Annotated in this window: 10 protein-coding genes; 5 read left to right on the top strand and 5 right to left on the bottom strand. The window is 42.4% G+C overall.

The genetic code is table 11. The features are described 5' to 3' along the window. Positions 1–57: 57 nt before the first annotated feature. Positions 58–1980: a PrkA family serine protein kinase gene (locus tag AC0VYG_RS08345; RefSeq protein ID WP_475431851.1), complete on the bottom strand. Its 1923-nt coding sequence runs from the start codon at positions 1978–1980 to the stop codon at positions 58–60. A 612-nt stretch (positions 1981–2592) separates the two neighbouring features. On the opposite strand from AC0VYG_RS08345, the gene AC0VYG_RS08340 reads away from it, so the two are divergent. The 3 genes from AC0VYG_RS08340 to AC0VYG_RS08330 all read left to right on the top strand — a co-directional run bounded on the left by AC0VYG_RS08340 (position 2593) and on the right by AC0VYG_RS08330 (position 6907). Next, the gene (locus AC0VYG_RS08340) at positions 2593–3201 is read left to right on the top strand and encodes a flavin reductase family protein (RefSeq protein ID WP_475431850.1); all 609 of its coding nucleotides are present in this window, start codon (positions 2593–2595) and stop codon (positions 3199–3201) included. 25 nt (positions 3202–3226) lie between these two features. Further along, positions 3227–5839, top strand: a complete 2613-nt coding sequence (locus AC0VYG_RS08335; RefSeq protein WP_475431849.1) for a GDSL-type esterase/lipase family protein — start codon at positions 3227–3229, stop codon at positions 5837–5839. A 135-nt stretch (positions 5840–5974) separates the two neighbouring features. Then, positions 5975–6907: an exopolyphosphatase gene (locus tag AC0VYG_RS08330; protein WP_475431848.1), complete on the top strand. Its 933-nt coding sequence runs from the start codon at positions 5975–5977 to the stop codon at positions 6905–6907. Positions 6908–6989: 82 nt separating this feature from the next. On the opposite strand, the gene AC0VYG_RS08325 is transcribed toward AC0VYG_RS08330, so the two are convergent. Next, entirely contained in the window at positions 6990–7601 is a 612-nt protein-coding gene (locus AC0VYG_RS08325; RefSeq protein WP_475431847.1) for a LysE family translocator, read from the bottom strand. A gap of 53 nt (positions 7602–7654) precedes the next feature. After that, a complete protein-coding gene (locus AC0VYG_RS08320; protein ID WP_475431846.1) occupies positions 7655–10279 on the bottom strand; it encodes a sensor domain-containing protein in 2625 nt (874 codons plus the stop codon). A 434-nt stretch (positions 10280–10713) separates the two neighbouring features. Here AC0VYG_RS08320 and dapA point away from each other — a divergent pair, with 434 nt between their 5' ends. Both dapA and AC0VYG_RS08310 read left to right on the top strand, forming a co-directional pair. Continuing rightward, complete coding sequence (gene dapA, locus AC0VYG_RS08315) at positions 10714–11586, top strand: 4-hydroxy-tetrahydrodipicolinate synthase (RefSeq protein WP_475431845.1); 873 nt, start codon at positions 10714–10716, stop codon at positions 11584–11586. 225 nt (positions 11587–11811) lie between these two features. Next, positions 11812–12495, top strand: a complete 684-nt coding sequence (locus AC0VYG_RS08310) for a P-loop NTPase family protein (protein ID WP_475431844.1) — start codon at positions 11812–11814, stop codon at positions 12493–12495. Positions 12496–12774: 279 nt separating this feature from the next. Here AC0VYG_RS08310 and AC0VYG_RS08305 read toward each other — a convergent pair whose 3' ends face one another. Both AC0VYG_RS08305 and AC0VYG_RS08300 read right to left on the bottom strand, forming a co-directional pair. Then, positions 12775–14370, bottom strand: a complete 1596-nt coding sequence (locus AC0VYG_RS08305; protein ID WP_475431843.1) for an APC family permease — start codon at positions 14368–14370, stop codon at positions 12775–12777. A gap of 597 nt (positions 14371–14967) precedes the next feature. Further along, a complete protein-coding gene (locus tag AC0VYG_RS08300) occupies positions 14968–15975 on the bottom strand; it encodes a TIGR03842 family LLM class F420-dependent oxidoreductase (RefSeq protein ID WP_475431842.1) in 1008 nt (335 codons plus the stop codon). Positions 15976–15998 lie beyond the last annotated feature (23 nt).

Below are 15998 nucleotides of genomic sequence, written 5' to 3'. Positions count from 1 at the left end.
CTTTTACTGATCAGACAAAACAACCTAGTCTTACTCATAGACGCTTACTCCAATACGCTATTGAGACTTACGCACTCGTAAGTACCACTCAGACAGCAAGCGAACTTGTTTTTCGGTATAGCCACGCTCCACCATGCGTTTTACAAATTCATTGTGCTTCTTCTTATCTTCACTGGACGATTTCGCACTGAAAGAGATAACCGGAAGCAAGTCCTCAGTGTTAGAGAACATTTTTCGCTCAATCACTACACGAAGTTTTTCATAGCTTAACCAGCTAGGATTTTTACCATTATTGTTGGCTTTCGCACGCAGTACGAAATTCACCACCTCATTACGGAAGTCTTTAGGATTGCTGATGCCGGCGGGTTTTTCGATTTTTTCCAACTCATCATTGATAGAAGAGCGATCCAAAATATCACCGGTTTCAGGATCACGATATTCTTGATCTTGAATCCAAAAATCTGCGTAGGTCACATAACGGTCAAAGATATTCTGCCCGTATTCAGAGTATGACTCTAAATACGCCGTCTGAATCTCTTTACCAATAAATTCCACATAGCGAGGCGCTAAGTATTCTTTCAAAATCCGTAGATATCGGTCATGACGGTCTTGATCAAACTGTTCCTGCTCAATTTGTTGTTCAAGTACATACATAAGATGTACAGGGTTAGCCGCAACTTCTGTTGGATCAAAGTTAAACACCCGCGATAAGATCTTAAAGGCAAAACGCGTTGATAACCCGTCCATGCCTTCATTCACGCCCGCAGCATCTTTATACTCCTGAAGCGACTTCGCTTTTGGATCCACATCTTTTAGTGATTCCCCATCGTAAATGCGCATTTTCGAGAACAAACTGGAGTTTTCTGGCTCTTTCAAGCGAGATAAGACGGAAAACTGGGCGAGCATTTTTAATGTATCTGGCGCACAAGGCGCGTGGTTCAATGAACTGTGCTCCAACAGCTTCTGATAAATAGAAATTTCTTCTGTCACACGAGTACAATAAGGCACTTTCACGGTGTAAACACGGTCAATAAAGGCTTCATTGGTTTTGTTGTTTTTGAACGTTTGCCACTCTGATTCGTTTGAGTGAGCAAGAATCAAGCCATCAAATGGAATACCGCCAAGCCCCTCGGTTCCATTGTAGTTCCCCTCTTGAGTTGCGGTTAACAAAGGATGCAATACTTTGATTGGCGCTTTGAACATTTCCACAAACTCCATGATGCCTCGGTTACCCCGACATAAGCCGCCAGAATAACTGTAGGCATCCGCATCATTTTGTTCAAAAAATTCAAGCTTACGAATATCCACCTTACCCACCAAGGCGGAAATATCTTGGTTATTTTCATCGCCCGGTTCGGTTTTCGAAATCGCCACTTGATTGAGAGCTGACGGATAAACTTTTACCACACGAAATTCTTCAATATTCCCATTGAACTCCTTCAGGCGTTTGGTGGCCCAAGGCGACATGGACGTTTTTAAATAACGTTTTGGAATGCCATATTCTTCTTCTAAGATGTCACCATCTTCGGCGATATCAAACAAGGATAAAGGAGACTCAAAAACTGGTGACCCTTTAATCGCGTAGAACGGCACGGATTGCATCAACTCTTTGAGCTTTTCCGCCAAGGACGATTTACCGCCACCAACAGGTCCTAGGAGATAAAGAACTTGTTTCGACTCCTCCAAACCTTGGGAGGCATGGGTCAAAAAAGCTACAATTCTTTCGATCGCCTCTTCCATGCCATAAAAGTGCTCAAACGATGGATAGCGTTTGATTAATTTATTCGAAAAAATACGACTCATCCGTGTGTCTTTAGAAGTATCTATAACCTCTGGGTCACCAATGGCCATAAGGAGGCGCTCTGCCGGAGACGCATAAGCAGACTTATCTTGTTTACATAAAGTTAGATACTCATCGAGAGACATTTCTTCGTCTTTTTGAGCGTCATAGCGAGATTGGACATGATCAAAAATACTCATTTACAGCATCCTCTCAAAATCAGTGTGGCTAGGCTTGTAGCAAAAATGACCCATAGATTTTTTGGTCAAATCACCAGAAAAATTTATCAGGTTCACTCTTTATATTTAGCATAGTCTGGCTGGTACTCAAGCCTGATAACGTAAAATAAAAAAGTTAAGGGCACATACAATATGCCCAACAAAACAACAAATTAGAAGAATAAGTGACTGAAAAGTAAGCGCTTTAAGGAGTATATTCACCCTCCTTATAAACAAGAAAAATTCACATTTAGATACAAAAATACTCTTTTTCTGTTCAAAAAACACTCACTCTTTATAGATATATTTTCATTAAGAAAAAATAAAGACGTCTATTCCCCTGCTATACATTACCAATAATTACCACAAGTTCTTCATAAGGCATTCACAATCTATTGATATATGTAGTAATTTAGGTAGTAATTTACCAACGAGGTACATAACCTAGGTACATTATCGAAGAAAGACACAGGCAGATTGCTTGTCTCGGCAATCGCGTTTACATTGCTCTATGGGCCTACGTAGACATCCGAGGTGTAACAAATGTCTTCCTCTCTTTCTTAAGCCTTTTCAACGTCATCAACAGGTAATCATATGATTTTTGATTTTCAGCAAACGAATCCATTAGACCGTTACCACCTCATGACACAGACAGTGACTCCCAGGCCCATTGCGTGGATCTTGACCAAGAACGACAATAAAACGTATAACTTGGCTCCCTTTTCTTTTTTCTCCGTTATTTCTCCTGATCCCGCTTTACTGGTTGTGTCCATCGGCAACAAATCCGATAGTATTCAGAAAGACACTAAGAACAATCTTATCCGTGAACAGGAATGTGTCTTGCATATTCCAAGTTTGGAACAGATTCATGCGGTCAATGATAGCGCTGCCACTATGGAGTACGGTGTATCTGAACTGGAGAATGCAGCGTTGAGCCTAACGTCTTTCGCGCCATCGCTGCCACGCCTAAAAGAAGCCAAAGTGGCCATGTATTGTCGTTTATTTGAGTTGCATAACGTTGGAAACTCGCCCTTTGGTGCGTGCTACCTAGAGATACTCAGTCTGCACGTGGATGATGACATCATCAAACAAGAAGGTGACCGAAATATTATTAATAACGCACAACTCAACCCAATTAGCCGACTGGGCGGAAGTGATTATGCCGTTATTGGAAAAACACTGACGATCAAACGCCCCAATTAAGGGCATACAGAATCGAGGTAATAAAATGGATGTCATAAAACACGTAGATGCCCTTCCATTTATGGAAAACGTGGACGACGAATTGCGTCAGTCATTAATCGAATTGTTCAGCATCAGAACACTCGACGCAGGTGATATACTCGCGAAACAGTTTGAAATTGGTCAATATCTATACTTTTTACTGGACGGTGAAATCGCCATCTCTATTCCTTTACGAGAGCAAGGAAAAACCTACAATGTGGGGCTAATTAATAGTTTATTTGCCCCTATTGGTTGGTCAGCATTTCGCCAGCCTTCTCGTTATGCCACCACCTTTACAGCGACCAAATCAACGAGCTTGCTTGCTTTACCGATTGTTGAGTTGCAAAAACACCTAAACGCCAATTTAGCCTTTGCCAATTGCTTTTTGCAGTTTGTGTATGAAGAGTCTTTGCCCGTTCTGACAACCATTCAAAACCAAACTCGTCCCTTCTTTTCCAATGAGTCTTTGGCATTTGAAACCACTCGACCACTGTTGAACCCAGATACCCAAGTACAATCATTAAAAGATTCTATTGAGTTACTCAATTATGCTCAGTTCTGCCAAACCTTTACCCAAGCGGAAATCCACACCTTAGCGAAACAGGCATCCATCCTCCTCGCTCACCAAGGTGATATTATCAGTCAACAGGATCAAGACCCCGATGGTCTGTATTTTCTGGTGAAAGGTAAAGCGATCATGAGCTACCAGACTGACAATGGTGAGCTCATTACTACACGCTCTATTTCTCGCGCGGGTACTGTTTTATCTTGGTGCACACCAGACAGTCGCTTACGTAATCGAGCTTCTATTATCTCTTCACGAGATAGCAGTATTTTATTCATTCCAAAAGAAGCACTAGCAACCGTGTTTGAGGAATCACCAAAATTTGCCATCAAATATCGGTATCGGTTAATTTGGTTGGTCGGCACGCATTTACTCTCCGCCCGTATGCGTTATTTATCACAAATATCAAATGATGAAGCGTTAGCGGTTAATAATGTCATTGAGCAAAATGCGGCCATTCTTCCCGTCAGTTCGCCTCTTTACAAAGTAGCCGAATTACTGAAAAGCGTCATCACGACAGACGAAGCGTTCGGTGTATTGTATAAATGTCTCCACTTTGGTGCTCCCCTAGAACGTACTATTTCAGGTATGTGTTTAGACATACTAAAAGACCTACAACGGGAAAATGCCTTTTATCGTCACTTGCAAACAACCTATGACACCATCAATAGCCTTCCTAAAGACACCCCAGCTCTTGATGCAAGACGATTTGGCACTGAACAATTTAAACAAGCCTTTAAGCAAGTTCCCTACGTGATTAAAGGGCTAGAGAATTTACCCAAAAAAGCAGGCAGTCTTTTTATCTACAATCACCTTCTAGGCTCGCAAACCAATCGTCTGCCTAATGGCTTTCGTTTCTCAGTCGATGCGCAATTCATCAGCGCCATGATCATTGATAAAGAGTATGGCATTTCCGGGCAACGAGTTGTTCGCCGCAGCGCGGAGAGTGAATATTGGCGTGATGACTACTACGAACGCTTTGGCAATATTTTTGTGAGTAGTTGGGAAAATCTAGGTAAAAACCCCGCAGAACACGATGCTTTTATCAAAGAATCTCAAGAGACTTTACGTCAAAATTTTCCACTGATGATCTCGCCAGAAGGCATGAGTTACTCGACACAAGACTCGCCCGGTAAGTTCCTACCTTATGCATTCGAACTGGCCCGCTCGATGGAACAAGATGAACCCTGGATCGTTCCCATTGTCGCGGTCAACTTCGATCAAAGGGCGGATCATAATCTCTATACCGTTGTCATCAAACCGGCCTTTAAACTATCCGATCGAGTTGATTCGGACGACCCGAGTGCCTTGCAGACTTTCTTAGTTGACTATCAAGAAGAATATCGTGGGTATGTGGCTGAAGCGATTGAGCTGGCCCGTGAAATTCGACAGTACCCTATATTAAGTGGTCGAAATGGCTACCGCTCAAATGTCATGAGTTTAAATCAGCTGGATGTGGAGTTTGAATCCGATGTTCGGGAACTGGAGTTCCGTCTCGCCAGCCGCCACAGTAAAAAGCGCCCAGTCGCTTTTTACGGCTCTTCCACTATGCGCTTATGGGAAGACATTGATGACAAATTATCCCATAAAGACGCGATCAATCTTGGCTTTGGTGGCGCCACCCTTGAAGCTTGTGTTTATTACTTTGAGCGTATTGTACTACCCTATAATCCGCGTTCTTTAGTCGTTTATGCCGGTGACAACGACGTTGGAAATCATAAGGACAGCAACAAAGTCATTGAGCTCTATATCGACCTTTTGCAGAAAATTGACCAGCACTTGCCCGGTATTCCTGTGACATTAATCAGCATAAAATGCAGTCCAGCGCGATCAAGCATGCGAAAAACCATCGAAGAAGCTAACTTTCAAATTGAACGTTTAGCCAAAACCCGACCCAATACACAATATATTGATCTATTCTCAGGGCTAATCGACAAAAATGGTGCCATTAAGGACACCCTCTTTGAAGGAGACAAACTACACTTAAACAAAAAAGGCTATGACATTTGGTTAAAAAGCTTATTAGAGTTAGAAGAGTTTATTTTTCCTTAATAGCACTCAATGCCCATAATGATAGACAACGAAATGCATTGTCATCTCTCTATCATTATGGGGTGGCATATTGGTAGACATTTCACACTCTGTGACTCGTCGTATGTACTGTATTTTGAATGGATATAGAGAAACATGACTGATAGTAAATTTCGTCTAGTAACAAGAAGTGACTTCGATGGATTGGTCTGCGCCGTTTTACTGAAATACCTTGATGTCATCGATGATATCGTATTTGTGCATCCCAAAGATATGCAAGATGGCAAAATTGATATCGGCCCCAAAGACATAACAACCAACCTTCCGTATGTCTCAGGTTGTCACATGGCCTTTGATCATCATTTGAGCGAAACCGTTCGTAATAAGGGCAATATTAAGAACCATATTATTGACCCTGAAGCCCCTTCTGCCGCTCGTGTTGTCTATGATTATTACGGTGGAGCCCGTAAATTTCTCAATATCTCCAGTGAAATGATGGACGCCGTCGACAAAGCCGACTCTGCTCAATTTAGCAAGGAAGACATCCTCAATCCGAAGCGCTGGGTTTTGTTAAGCTTCATTATGGATGCGCGAACAGGCTTAGGACGCTTTCGAAACTTTCGCATTTCAAACTATCAACTCATGATGAAATTAATTGACTACTGTCGCAATCACTCAATTGATGAGATTCTCGCTTTAGAAGATGTCCAAGAACGGGTCACGATTTACCAAGAACATGATGAACTGGCTAAAAAACAAATCCAGCGATGCGCAACCGTCCACGACAATCTTGTGGTGTTGGATCTTATGAATGAAGATTTAATCTATGCCACAAACCGCTTTGTTATCTATGCGCTGTTCCCCGAATGCAACATTTCTATTCATAAAATGTGGGGGCTTAAAAAGCAAAATACGGTCTTCGCTGTCGGTAAGTCTATTCTCGACCGATCCTCACAAACGAATATTGGCGAACTATGTTTACGCTATGGCGGTGGCGGTCACCTAAACGCTGGCACCTGCCAGGTAACGAATGATCAAGCAGAACGAGTACTGGACGAGTTAATTGAATCGATTAATCAAGATGGCTAAGGAAAGGGGTGAATAACGCCTTATCATGAGAACTCTTTCTAAAATATTTAGCCTCTTACTCGCCCAAAAGCGTGTTAAGGGGCTAGCGTAAAAAGATACTTAACCCCAAACCGATTAATAAACACCCCATCATACGGTCTACCCACACTCTATTACGTTTTAACCAACGCAATAAAGGGCCACCGGCCAGCAACAAGGCAACTAATAAATACCAAACCGTATCGATGGCAAACACCATGCCCCAAAGTTGCATTTTTAAAACCGCCCCCATATTGCTGTTAATATATTGACTGAACAAAGCGAGAAAAAATAATGCCGCTTTTGGGTTCATCAAAGCAATAGCCAACCCATCACGAGCCGATTGCCAATAGGACACACTTGTAACAACGCTCTGCTCTTGGCTGCCCTGGCCTGCAAAGCGCAAAGCCTTAATCCCTAGCCAAGCAAGATATAAACCACCAAGCATTGCTATAACATGAAAAGCAGAAGGATAATGAACCATTAAAATGGCCAAACCCTGCATGGTAAATAGTGCCCACAAACCAATGCCAAAACCATGAGCAAGTGCGGCAACCGCACCATGGTAGGAGGATTGGGAAAGTGTCACCCTAAGAATAACCGCCAGACTTGGGCCAGGAGAAATCGCGCCCATCACACAAATTGTCGCAAGGGAAAAAAACGTAGCAGTATCCATATTGTTATTATTTATCCTTTATCAAGAAACAGAGCATTAGAGGGATTTCAACACTATGATAGAATGGAAGATTCTTGCAAACGATGCTTCAAAATATGCGTCATGCACGCGACGGTTAATGGTCTCGAAAAATAAAACCCCTGTAGATACTGACAGCCAAATTCACGCAATAAATCCCATTGCGCCTTGGTTTCGATGCCTTCCGCCACCACTTCCATTGACATGCTATTAGCCAAAGCAATGATGGCTTTGGCCACATCGCGATCATAGAAATCCGTCGTAATTCCATTGATAAAGCTACGATCTATTTTTAAGGTATTGGCATTCAATTTCTTTAAATAGCCAAGCGATGTGTAGCCGGAGCCAAAGTCATCTACCGAGGATTTCACCCCCATTTCCAATAAACTGTTTAAAGACAAGGTTGCTTGATCTGGGTTCGCCATAATGGCGGTTTCAGTCAGTTCAATTTCCATATAATTAGCAAGATACGGATGCAGTGCTAATATGTCTGCAAACAGCGTGACCAATTCATGACGACTAGCGTGAGTAGCAGAGACATTAATCGAAACGGGTAACAATTCAAAGCCCGCCGCTCGCCATTCGGCCTGTTGTTGTGCGACAGCACGAATCACCCACCGATCCAACTCAATAATCAAGTTGGTTTCTTCCGCAATGGAAATGAATTGATCAGGATAAAGCAATCCCAATCTCGGATGTTGCCATCGTACCAGGGCCTCTAGACCACAGTGCTGTCCTGTCTCCGCCTCTACTTTTGGCTGATAATGAAGCTCTAACTCTCCATTCTCGATCCCTTTGCGAAGTTCAGATTCTAAACGCATTCTTTCCGGCGCCACATCAGTCAAATATTCACTTTGCCAGAAACGATAGCACCCTTTACCAGCACTTTTCGCCTTATACAGGGAAATGTCCGCGTAACGCATGGCAGTTACCATATCAGAAGTATGTTTGGGCAACTCGACAACCCCCAAACTGGCACCGACATAGACAGGGTTATCGTCAATCATAAAAACACTAGACAGAGCACTGACAATTGTTTCGCAACGTTGGGTAATTCCATTATGATTCAAATGACCCGACAGGATTAATACAAACTCATCGCCCCCCTGACGAGCAATCATCAACGCATCAGGAACACTTTCACGAAGCCGCTCTCCAACCAAAGTTAATAAAGCATCTCCGGCGTGATGACCTAACGAATCATTCACATATTTGAAGCGATCTAAATCCAAGTAGATCAGCGCTAATGGCTCTTTCGTAAAAGCCATTGAGCGCAATTTTTGACTTAAAAAACGTTCAAACTGAAGACGGTTGGGTAGCCTAGTTTGAGAATCAAAATACGCAATCTGATGAAGTTTTTCTTGTGTCTTTTTCGATTCTGTAATGTCGTTAACAATCGCAATAAAATTGACAATTTTGCCATGGCTATTTTTATGCGCTTCGAGCGATAACCATAATATTTTGTCTGATAGATCTGAACTTGAGAAGTATACCTCTCCCGACCAGCTACCGTGCTCAATAACATAACTCCACATACCTGAAACAGACATATTAGCGGTCCAAGCACTTCTCAAGCACGACATAATGCCAGAAGCAAACTCACTACGTTCTAAATGAAAAATCTCGCAAGCCACATCATTAAAATCAATGATATTACGCCGACGATCCAACAGGATATTGCCCTGCAAAGATGACTGAAAAAAGCGTGACGACAACTTTATCTGCTCAGAAGTATGGTAGCTATCGGAAACGTCCTGCAACACCCCCAATAAACAAGTACATGAGTCACTCTGCTTAAAGCCGCCACGAATCACAACATGTCGTTCTTCTTCATCCGCTAAATAAAAGATTGTCTCGATTTTAAAAGACTGCTTATTGGATGCAGCATCACTAAATAGCTGCATGATCTTAACTTTGTCTTGAGGAGACACTAAGCTGAAAAACGTATTAGAAGAAATTCGTGCCTTATCACATGACATGTCAAGCAAGGTCAATAATTCTGCAGACAAGCGAAACTCTTGACGATCAATATCGTATGTCCACGCGCCCATTTTGGCTAATCGGTGGGCTAATCTTAAATCATGAGCAGAGGCCTCTAAGGCTTTTTTATCCAGCTTACGCTCAGTAATGTCCGTCATCATCCACAAACGACCAATATGATTACCAAGCTGCTCGCTAATGCGGCATTCATACTCTATATAGCGGCCATCTTTTAGTTGGATTTCACCCACTACATCCTGGTCATTATGGATAATGGCATTAAAGATATGTTGGAAAGTATCAAGATCGTCAAACGCTGGCTGCATGAATTGTTGCAAACTGGATGGAGTAATTTCATAACCATAAGAAGCAGGCAAACGCCACATACTGGCAAATAATTGATTATAGCGAATACAATTATCATCGTTCTGAGCGATGATAAGCATGGCATCTTTTGCCGCGTGGAAGGTCGCATCAAACAGCTCTTGACTCATATTAAGGTAATCACGACCTTGATATAACTCATTGGAAGCAAGCTCTAAAGAACGTTCTAACAACTGAATTTGCTGTTGCTGTTGCTGCATTGCTTGAGAAATCTCTTCAATGAAAGAAGCAACATCAGAGTCTAATGTGCGCCCTTTCAAATGTCGTTCCATCAGTGTATGAAGCATATCCAGCATAGTTTTCTCACACAATTACCCCCCGACCAGACACACCTTTTGGGCATTTGGCTCCATGGAAATCGGAAGGTTTTTTTATTTGGGAATATGTTAACAAGGCCATACTAATTAATAGCTTGGACGAATATTAACCGATTGCTGAGGTAATTACTAACAAGTTTCAGCGCTTTTTGACTATTGACCTTTATGAATAAAACAGTCAGCATACAGAGATATTGATAAGCATAGATTAATAACATGATATTTTTGTTCTTAACTCCTGCAAAAAAACGCCACGGTGATAAACGTAAGGTAAAAACACCTTGTGTTGCTGACGTGCGGATTTAAGAAAACGTTTCCCCGGCAGCTTCATCGCTGACGGGCTCATATACTCCTCAGCGACAAGCCTCCGGTTACTTTAGTCAAATATAAATAACAACCATTGAGGTAATAGTATGTTCCATGGTGCCATCACCGCATTAATCACCCCATTTCGTGACGGACAGCTTGATGAAGTCGCATTGCGTAATATTGTTCGTTGGCAAATAGATCAAGGCATCAACGGGCTGGTTCCAGTGGGTACCACAGGGGAATCCCCTACCTTAAGCGAAGCGGAACATAAGCGTGTCATTGAGATCACAGTGGAAGAAACCAATAAAGCGGTGCCCATCCTCGCTGGAGCAGGTTCTAATAATCCGGTGGAAGCCGTTACCTATTCAGACTATGCCTACAAAGCGGGAGCCGATGCCACGTTACATGTCGCCGGTTACTACAATCGCCCCAATCAAGCGGGCTTGTATCAGCATTACAAACATGTCCATGACAACACCCAACTCCCGATCATCATCTATAACATTCCACCGAGAAGTATTGTCGGTGTAGAGGTTAATACACTCGCCCAATTAGCCGAATTGCCTCGCATTATTGGTGTCAAAGACTCCACTGGGGACCTCACGCGCCCTATTCGTGAACGCGCGCTCATCCATAAACCTTTTTGCTTCTTAAGTGGTGATGATGTTAACAGCGTCGCCTACAACGTTGGCGGAGGAAATGGCTGTATTTCGGTTTCGTCCAACGTTGCACCAAAACAAATTGTCGAACTGCAGCAGCTCTGCGCAGAAGGTAAATTCACCGATGCTATGCATCTACAAGACAAGCTGTTTGCCCTTCACAGTGCATTATTTCTGGAACCCAATCCCGCAGGTGCCAAGTACGCTATGTCATTGCTAGGTTTATGTAGCGATGAGTGCCGTCTGCCGATTACCGCATTGCAGGACAGTAGCAAAGCAGCCATCCGCCACGCTATGGAATCACTAGGTTTATTATAAGTTTTATTTATCTTAAAACCACCTGCCAGCTAACTTGATGGAACGACAAGCCAACTGTTTTAATAATTGGCTTGTCTTTTCAGATAAAAATAATTATTTGTCATGTTTTATTGCTACAGTAGAAACCCTAAATCCTTTTTTCTTTTGTCTATGTTAGATACTGGAACAAAAGAAAAAGACACGATCAATCTGAACACTTAAACCTCCAGTCATAGGGAGATATCAATGGCTAAAGTACATTTTGTTGGTGGTGAAAAAGGCGGTGTGGGTAAGTCCATGACGGCTCGAGTATTAGCACAATTTTATATTGATAATGAGAAACCCTTTTTAGGTTTTGACTGTGATGCTTCTCATGCTACTTTTTCTCGTTTTTACAGTGATTTCGCTTCGCCCATTATTGTGGGCGAAGAAGACAGCTTAGATGGTATGCTTGCCGCCATAGAAGAGTACCCAGAGCGTGATTTAATTGTTGATTTAGCGGCACAAACAGCCGAACCACTAGGAAAGTGGATAGAAGAAACTGATGTCTTTGGTCTGCTTGATGAAATGGGCTACCAAGTCTGTCTTTGGCATGTCATGGACGATGGAGCCGATACCATTACCCTACTTGATCAACTCCTAGAGCGCTATCCACAAGAGTCGGTGGACTTTGTCATCGTACAAAACTATGGCCGAGGCAATGACTTCTCTCGTTTCCAAAAGTCTGACACCTATAAAAAGGCAGTAGAACGCGATGCATTGATCATTGAGCTGCCTAGATTGCAAACGAAGTTAACACAGAAGATCGACTTTAATAACAGCAGTTTCTGGGCTGTCGCCAATGACCGTAGCATCATGAATATTGCCGAACGCCAGCGTATGAAAGTCTGGTTACGCAATACTTATGAGCAGCTAAATCAGCTTGGTTAACCTTTTTACCGTTACAGCAGAATAAAGCAATATTATAACGCCAAGGCCGATTCCACTTATGAATCAAAGCCTTGGCTTTTTTATGGGAGCCATAAAGACACTTAGGCCTGGAGAGAATATTTTATGTCTTAATCCCCGCTATCAGCGTCCAGATAAAGGTTTCTTAATTCAACGCATCTTAAGGTTTTTCGATCACTAAATAAAAATGCCCCTCTAACACAGCAGCTGTGTTAGAGGGGCATTTAGACGCTAATAATAGCGAATAATTACACTATCATGTTAAGCCGTTTTTGCTTCCGCCCCTTCATGATATTCAACCTGATGTTCATCGTCTTCATCAGGAATAACGGGAGTTTCATAGCTAGAGGCGATACCCCAGAAATAAGTCACCAGAGCAATTATCACAAGAATAATGATATCCACGGGTGAACTAATGTAGTCTTTACCACCGAAGCTACCAACGTAGGATAAGATGAAAAGAGCGACGTAATAAGCAAGCAACCAAACGGCACGTTTAACATCACCTTGACCTTGATCGTTCTTAGCAAATAAAGCATACCCTACCCACGCTATCATCAGCACAGGTAGTAGCAATTCATTGACTCCCCAACTACTCCAGTAAATCAACAAAGTACTCGCAATAAAGGCCAATGGACTAATAATCGCAAAAGCAGGTAATAAAAACGGACGCTTCAAATTTGGAAGACGCTTACGGAAAACCGCTGCACTGACAGGACCAGGCATATAAGTTAACACGTTAGCCGATGTCACCGCCGCAATCAAACCACCCCAAACTTGGAATTCAGAAGGTAGCGTCCAAGCAATGGCTAAGATCAAAGATAACCATAATGCACCACGAGGTACACCAGACTTCTCATCAACCTTACCCAGCGATTTAAACAAACGACCATTTTTTGCCCAAGCAAACAAGATACGACTTGCACCCGCCAAATAAATATTCCCCGTACCTGCTGGCGAAATAACCGCATCCACAAGAATTAAGTTAATCAACCAAGCAAGTCCTAGTGAGCGAGCCAAATCCGCGTAAGGCGAATTAAACACATTCTCAAGGCCATGCCAGCCATGGGCTTTCAATAAATCTGATGGCACGGCTCCCATAAATGAGAACTGCAACAGAATATAGATAATAAAACTGGCACCTAGCGCCAACATAATGGCAATTGGAATATTTCGTTGTGGGTTCTTCGCCTCACCCGCAAAGTCCACTGCTTGGCGAAAACCAAGGTAAGCGAAAACAATCCCGGCTCCAGTTAACGAGGCAAACACCCCATGCACTCCACCTGGGTGAGTTGCAGGAACCTGCAGGTTCGCACTTTTGAAGTAACCAAAAAAGGTAACAATAGCCACTAAAGGGACAATGAACTTAATCGCCGTAACAATCGTATTGATACGACCAAAAACATTCACACTCCAATAGTTTAATGCGAAGAAAAATACCAATAAGAGGATCTGCATAAAGAAGCCAAGATCTGTTGGACTGCCGTCAGGCTGACCCAACGCAGGCCACCAATACATGGCATATTGACGAACCGCCTCCACTTCAACACCTGCTGTACTGGTATAAGCCAATAACGCACTGATACCAATAACAAAACCAACAAGATTACCATGCGTGAAATTTGGATAACGAACAAACCCACCAGCACGTGGCACACTTGCCCCTAATTCGGCGAACACCAAGCCAATAAACAGCACCATAATGGCACCTAACGCCCAGGCATAGCCGGACCACGCACCTGCAAAACCGGAGCTTCTTAGCGCGGCATAAAGCCAGCCAGAGCCGATCATGGAACCGATCCCGAGCAGCGTTAAATCTAACAACCCTAATTTTTTCTTAAGTTTACCATTAGCCATAGCCGTTCCCCTACGAAAGCAAAAGGTTAGAAAAGTGAACTATATTATTATTTTCATTTAAAGATGCTTATTTCTTTAAATCATTAGGTACTGATTTATCACTATTTTTCTAAAATGTGTCAACTATTTGAAAAGGATGAGCTTATTGATTTAAAACAGCAAAACCAAACTCAAGGCAAATTAGCAAAAAACCGCCAAGGTAAACGAAAGTGAAGAGAAAATTTGTTTTTTATAAATGTAAGATATTGTTTTTAATGTGATTTTTATCGATTTCGGAACATGTTTATTAATTGAACATGCATAAAAAAGACAAATAAATGCCAATTAGCGACATTCAAACCTCCCCCATTATGAAAATAAAAATCAAATATGGTGCAAAAATATAGACCATATAAAAATTTAAATGACTTTTTTGAAAAGGAAAATGATTTGTAAAAATAGTGAAATAAATACAACCCACACAAAAAATAACCAACCCTATACATTATTGCTAGAGTTCATTCACATTAACGTTTCTTAACAGTAGACAAAAATGAAAGCCAGCGTTCAAATAATGAACACTGGCTTTCTATTGTTATGAAAAAGCGCATATCATGATTAAGATTGTTTAAATACTGGGATGATATGTTGGCCGTAGTTAGCGATGATTTCTTCCTCATCCCCGCTGTCTAAATAGATATTGAACTGAGTTGTACCCGCTTCTTCGAGTGCCTTCACCTTGCTAATGTGATCCTCAACGGTTCCCAGCACACAAAAGCTTTTCACTATGTCTTCGGTAATAAAGTCTAAGTAGGGATTATCACTTTGACCGTGCTTTGAGTAATCATAGCCACGGCGTTTTTCAATGTAGTCCGTCAAGCTTTTGGGTACCAAACCGGAGTCACTACCGTATTTTTCAACGATATCTGCCACATGGTTACCCACCATCGCTGGAAACCATTTGGTATGTTCAATACAGTAATCCATATCGCCAAAATAAGCAGGAGCAGCCGCTTGTATCTTAAAGTTAGACATATCACGCCCAGCTTCTTGACCCGCACTAATGGCTTGATCCTTAAACCAAGTCACCAAACTGGGATCACCAATTTGTAAAATCAAACCATCGCCCACTTGCCCTGCCGTAGCCAATGCCTTTGGTCCATACGCACCAATCCAAACAGGTAGCTCATATCCCACTGACCATGGCAATTTAACTGGTTCTGGGCATTCTCCATATTCCACCTCTTCACCGCGCACCATGGCTTTCACTTTCGTGGTGAATTCAGCAAGGCGTGCCAAGGTGGCAGGTTTTTTCCCCATCACTCGCATGGAAGAATCCCCACGACCAAGGCCAATGTCAAAACGACCATTACTTTGCAATGCAAGGCTGGCGTATAAGCTTGCCGATAATGACCAATCACGGATATTAGGATTCGTCACACAAGGGCCAAAACGCATGGTTTTGGTATGCTCCATGCACATGGCCATGGCAACGAATGACTCGCGCCATAAAATGTGTGAGTCATAGAACCAACAATAATCAAACCCAGCCTCTTCCGCTTGACGCACCAAACGACGTGCTCGGTCAGGGCTCACAAAGCCTTTAAACGTAATACCAAATTCCATAATATGTTCCTCTTGTGATTATG

It is taken from the genome of Marinomonas sp. 63XJN7_7_ISO-PGPR-S23-202, assembly GCF_056173505.1.
Note: the sequence above shows the minus strand (reverse complement) of the source record. Positions and strands in the feature narration are given on the sequence as shown.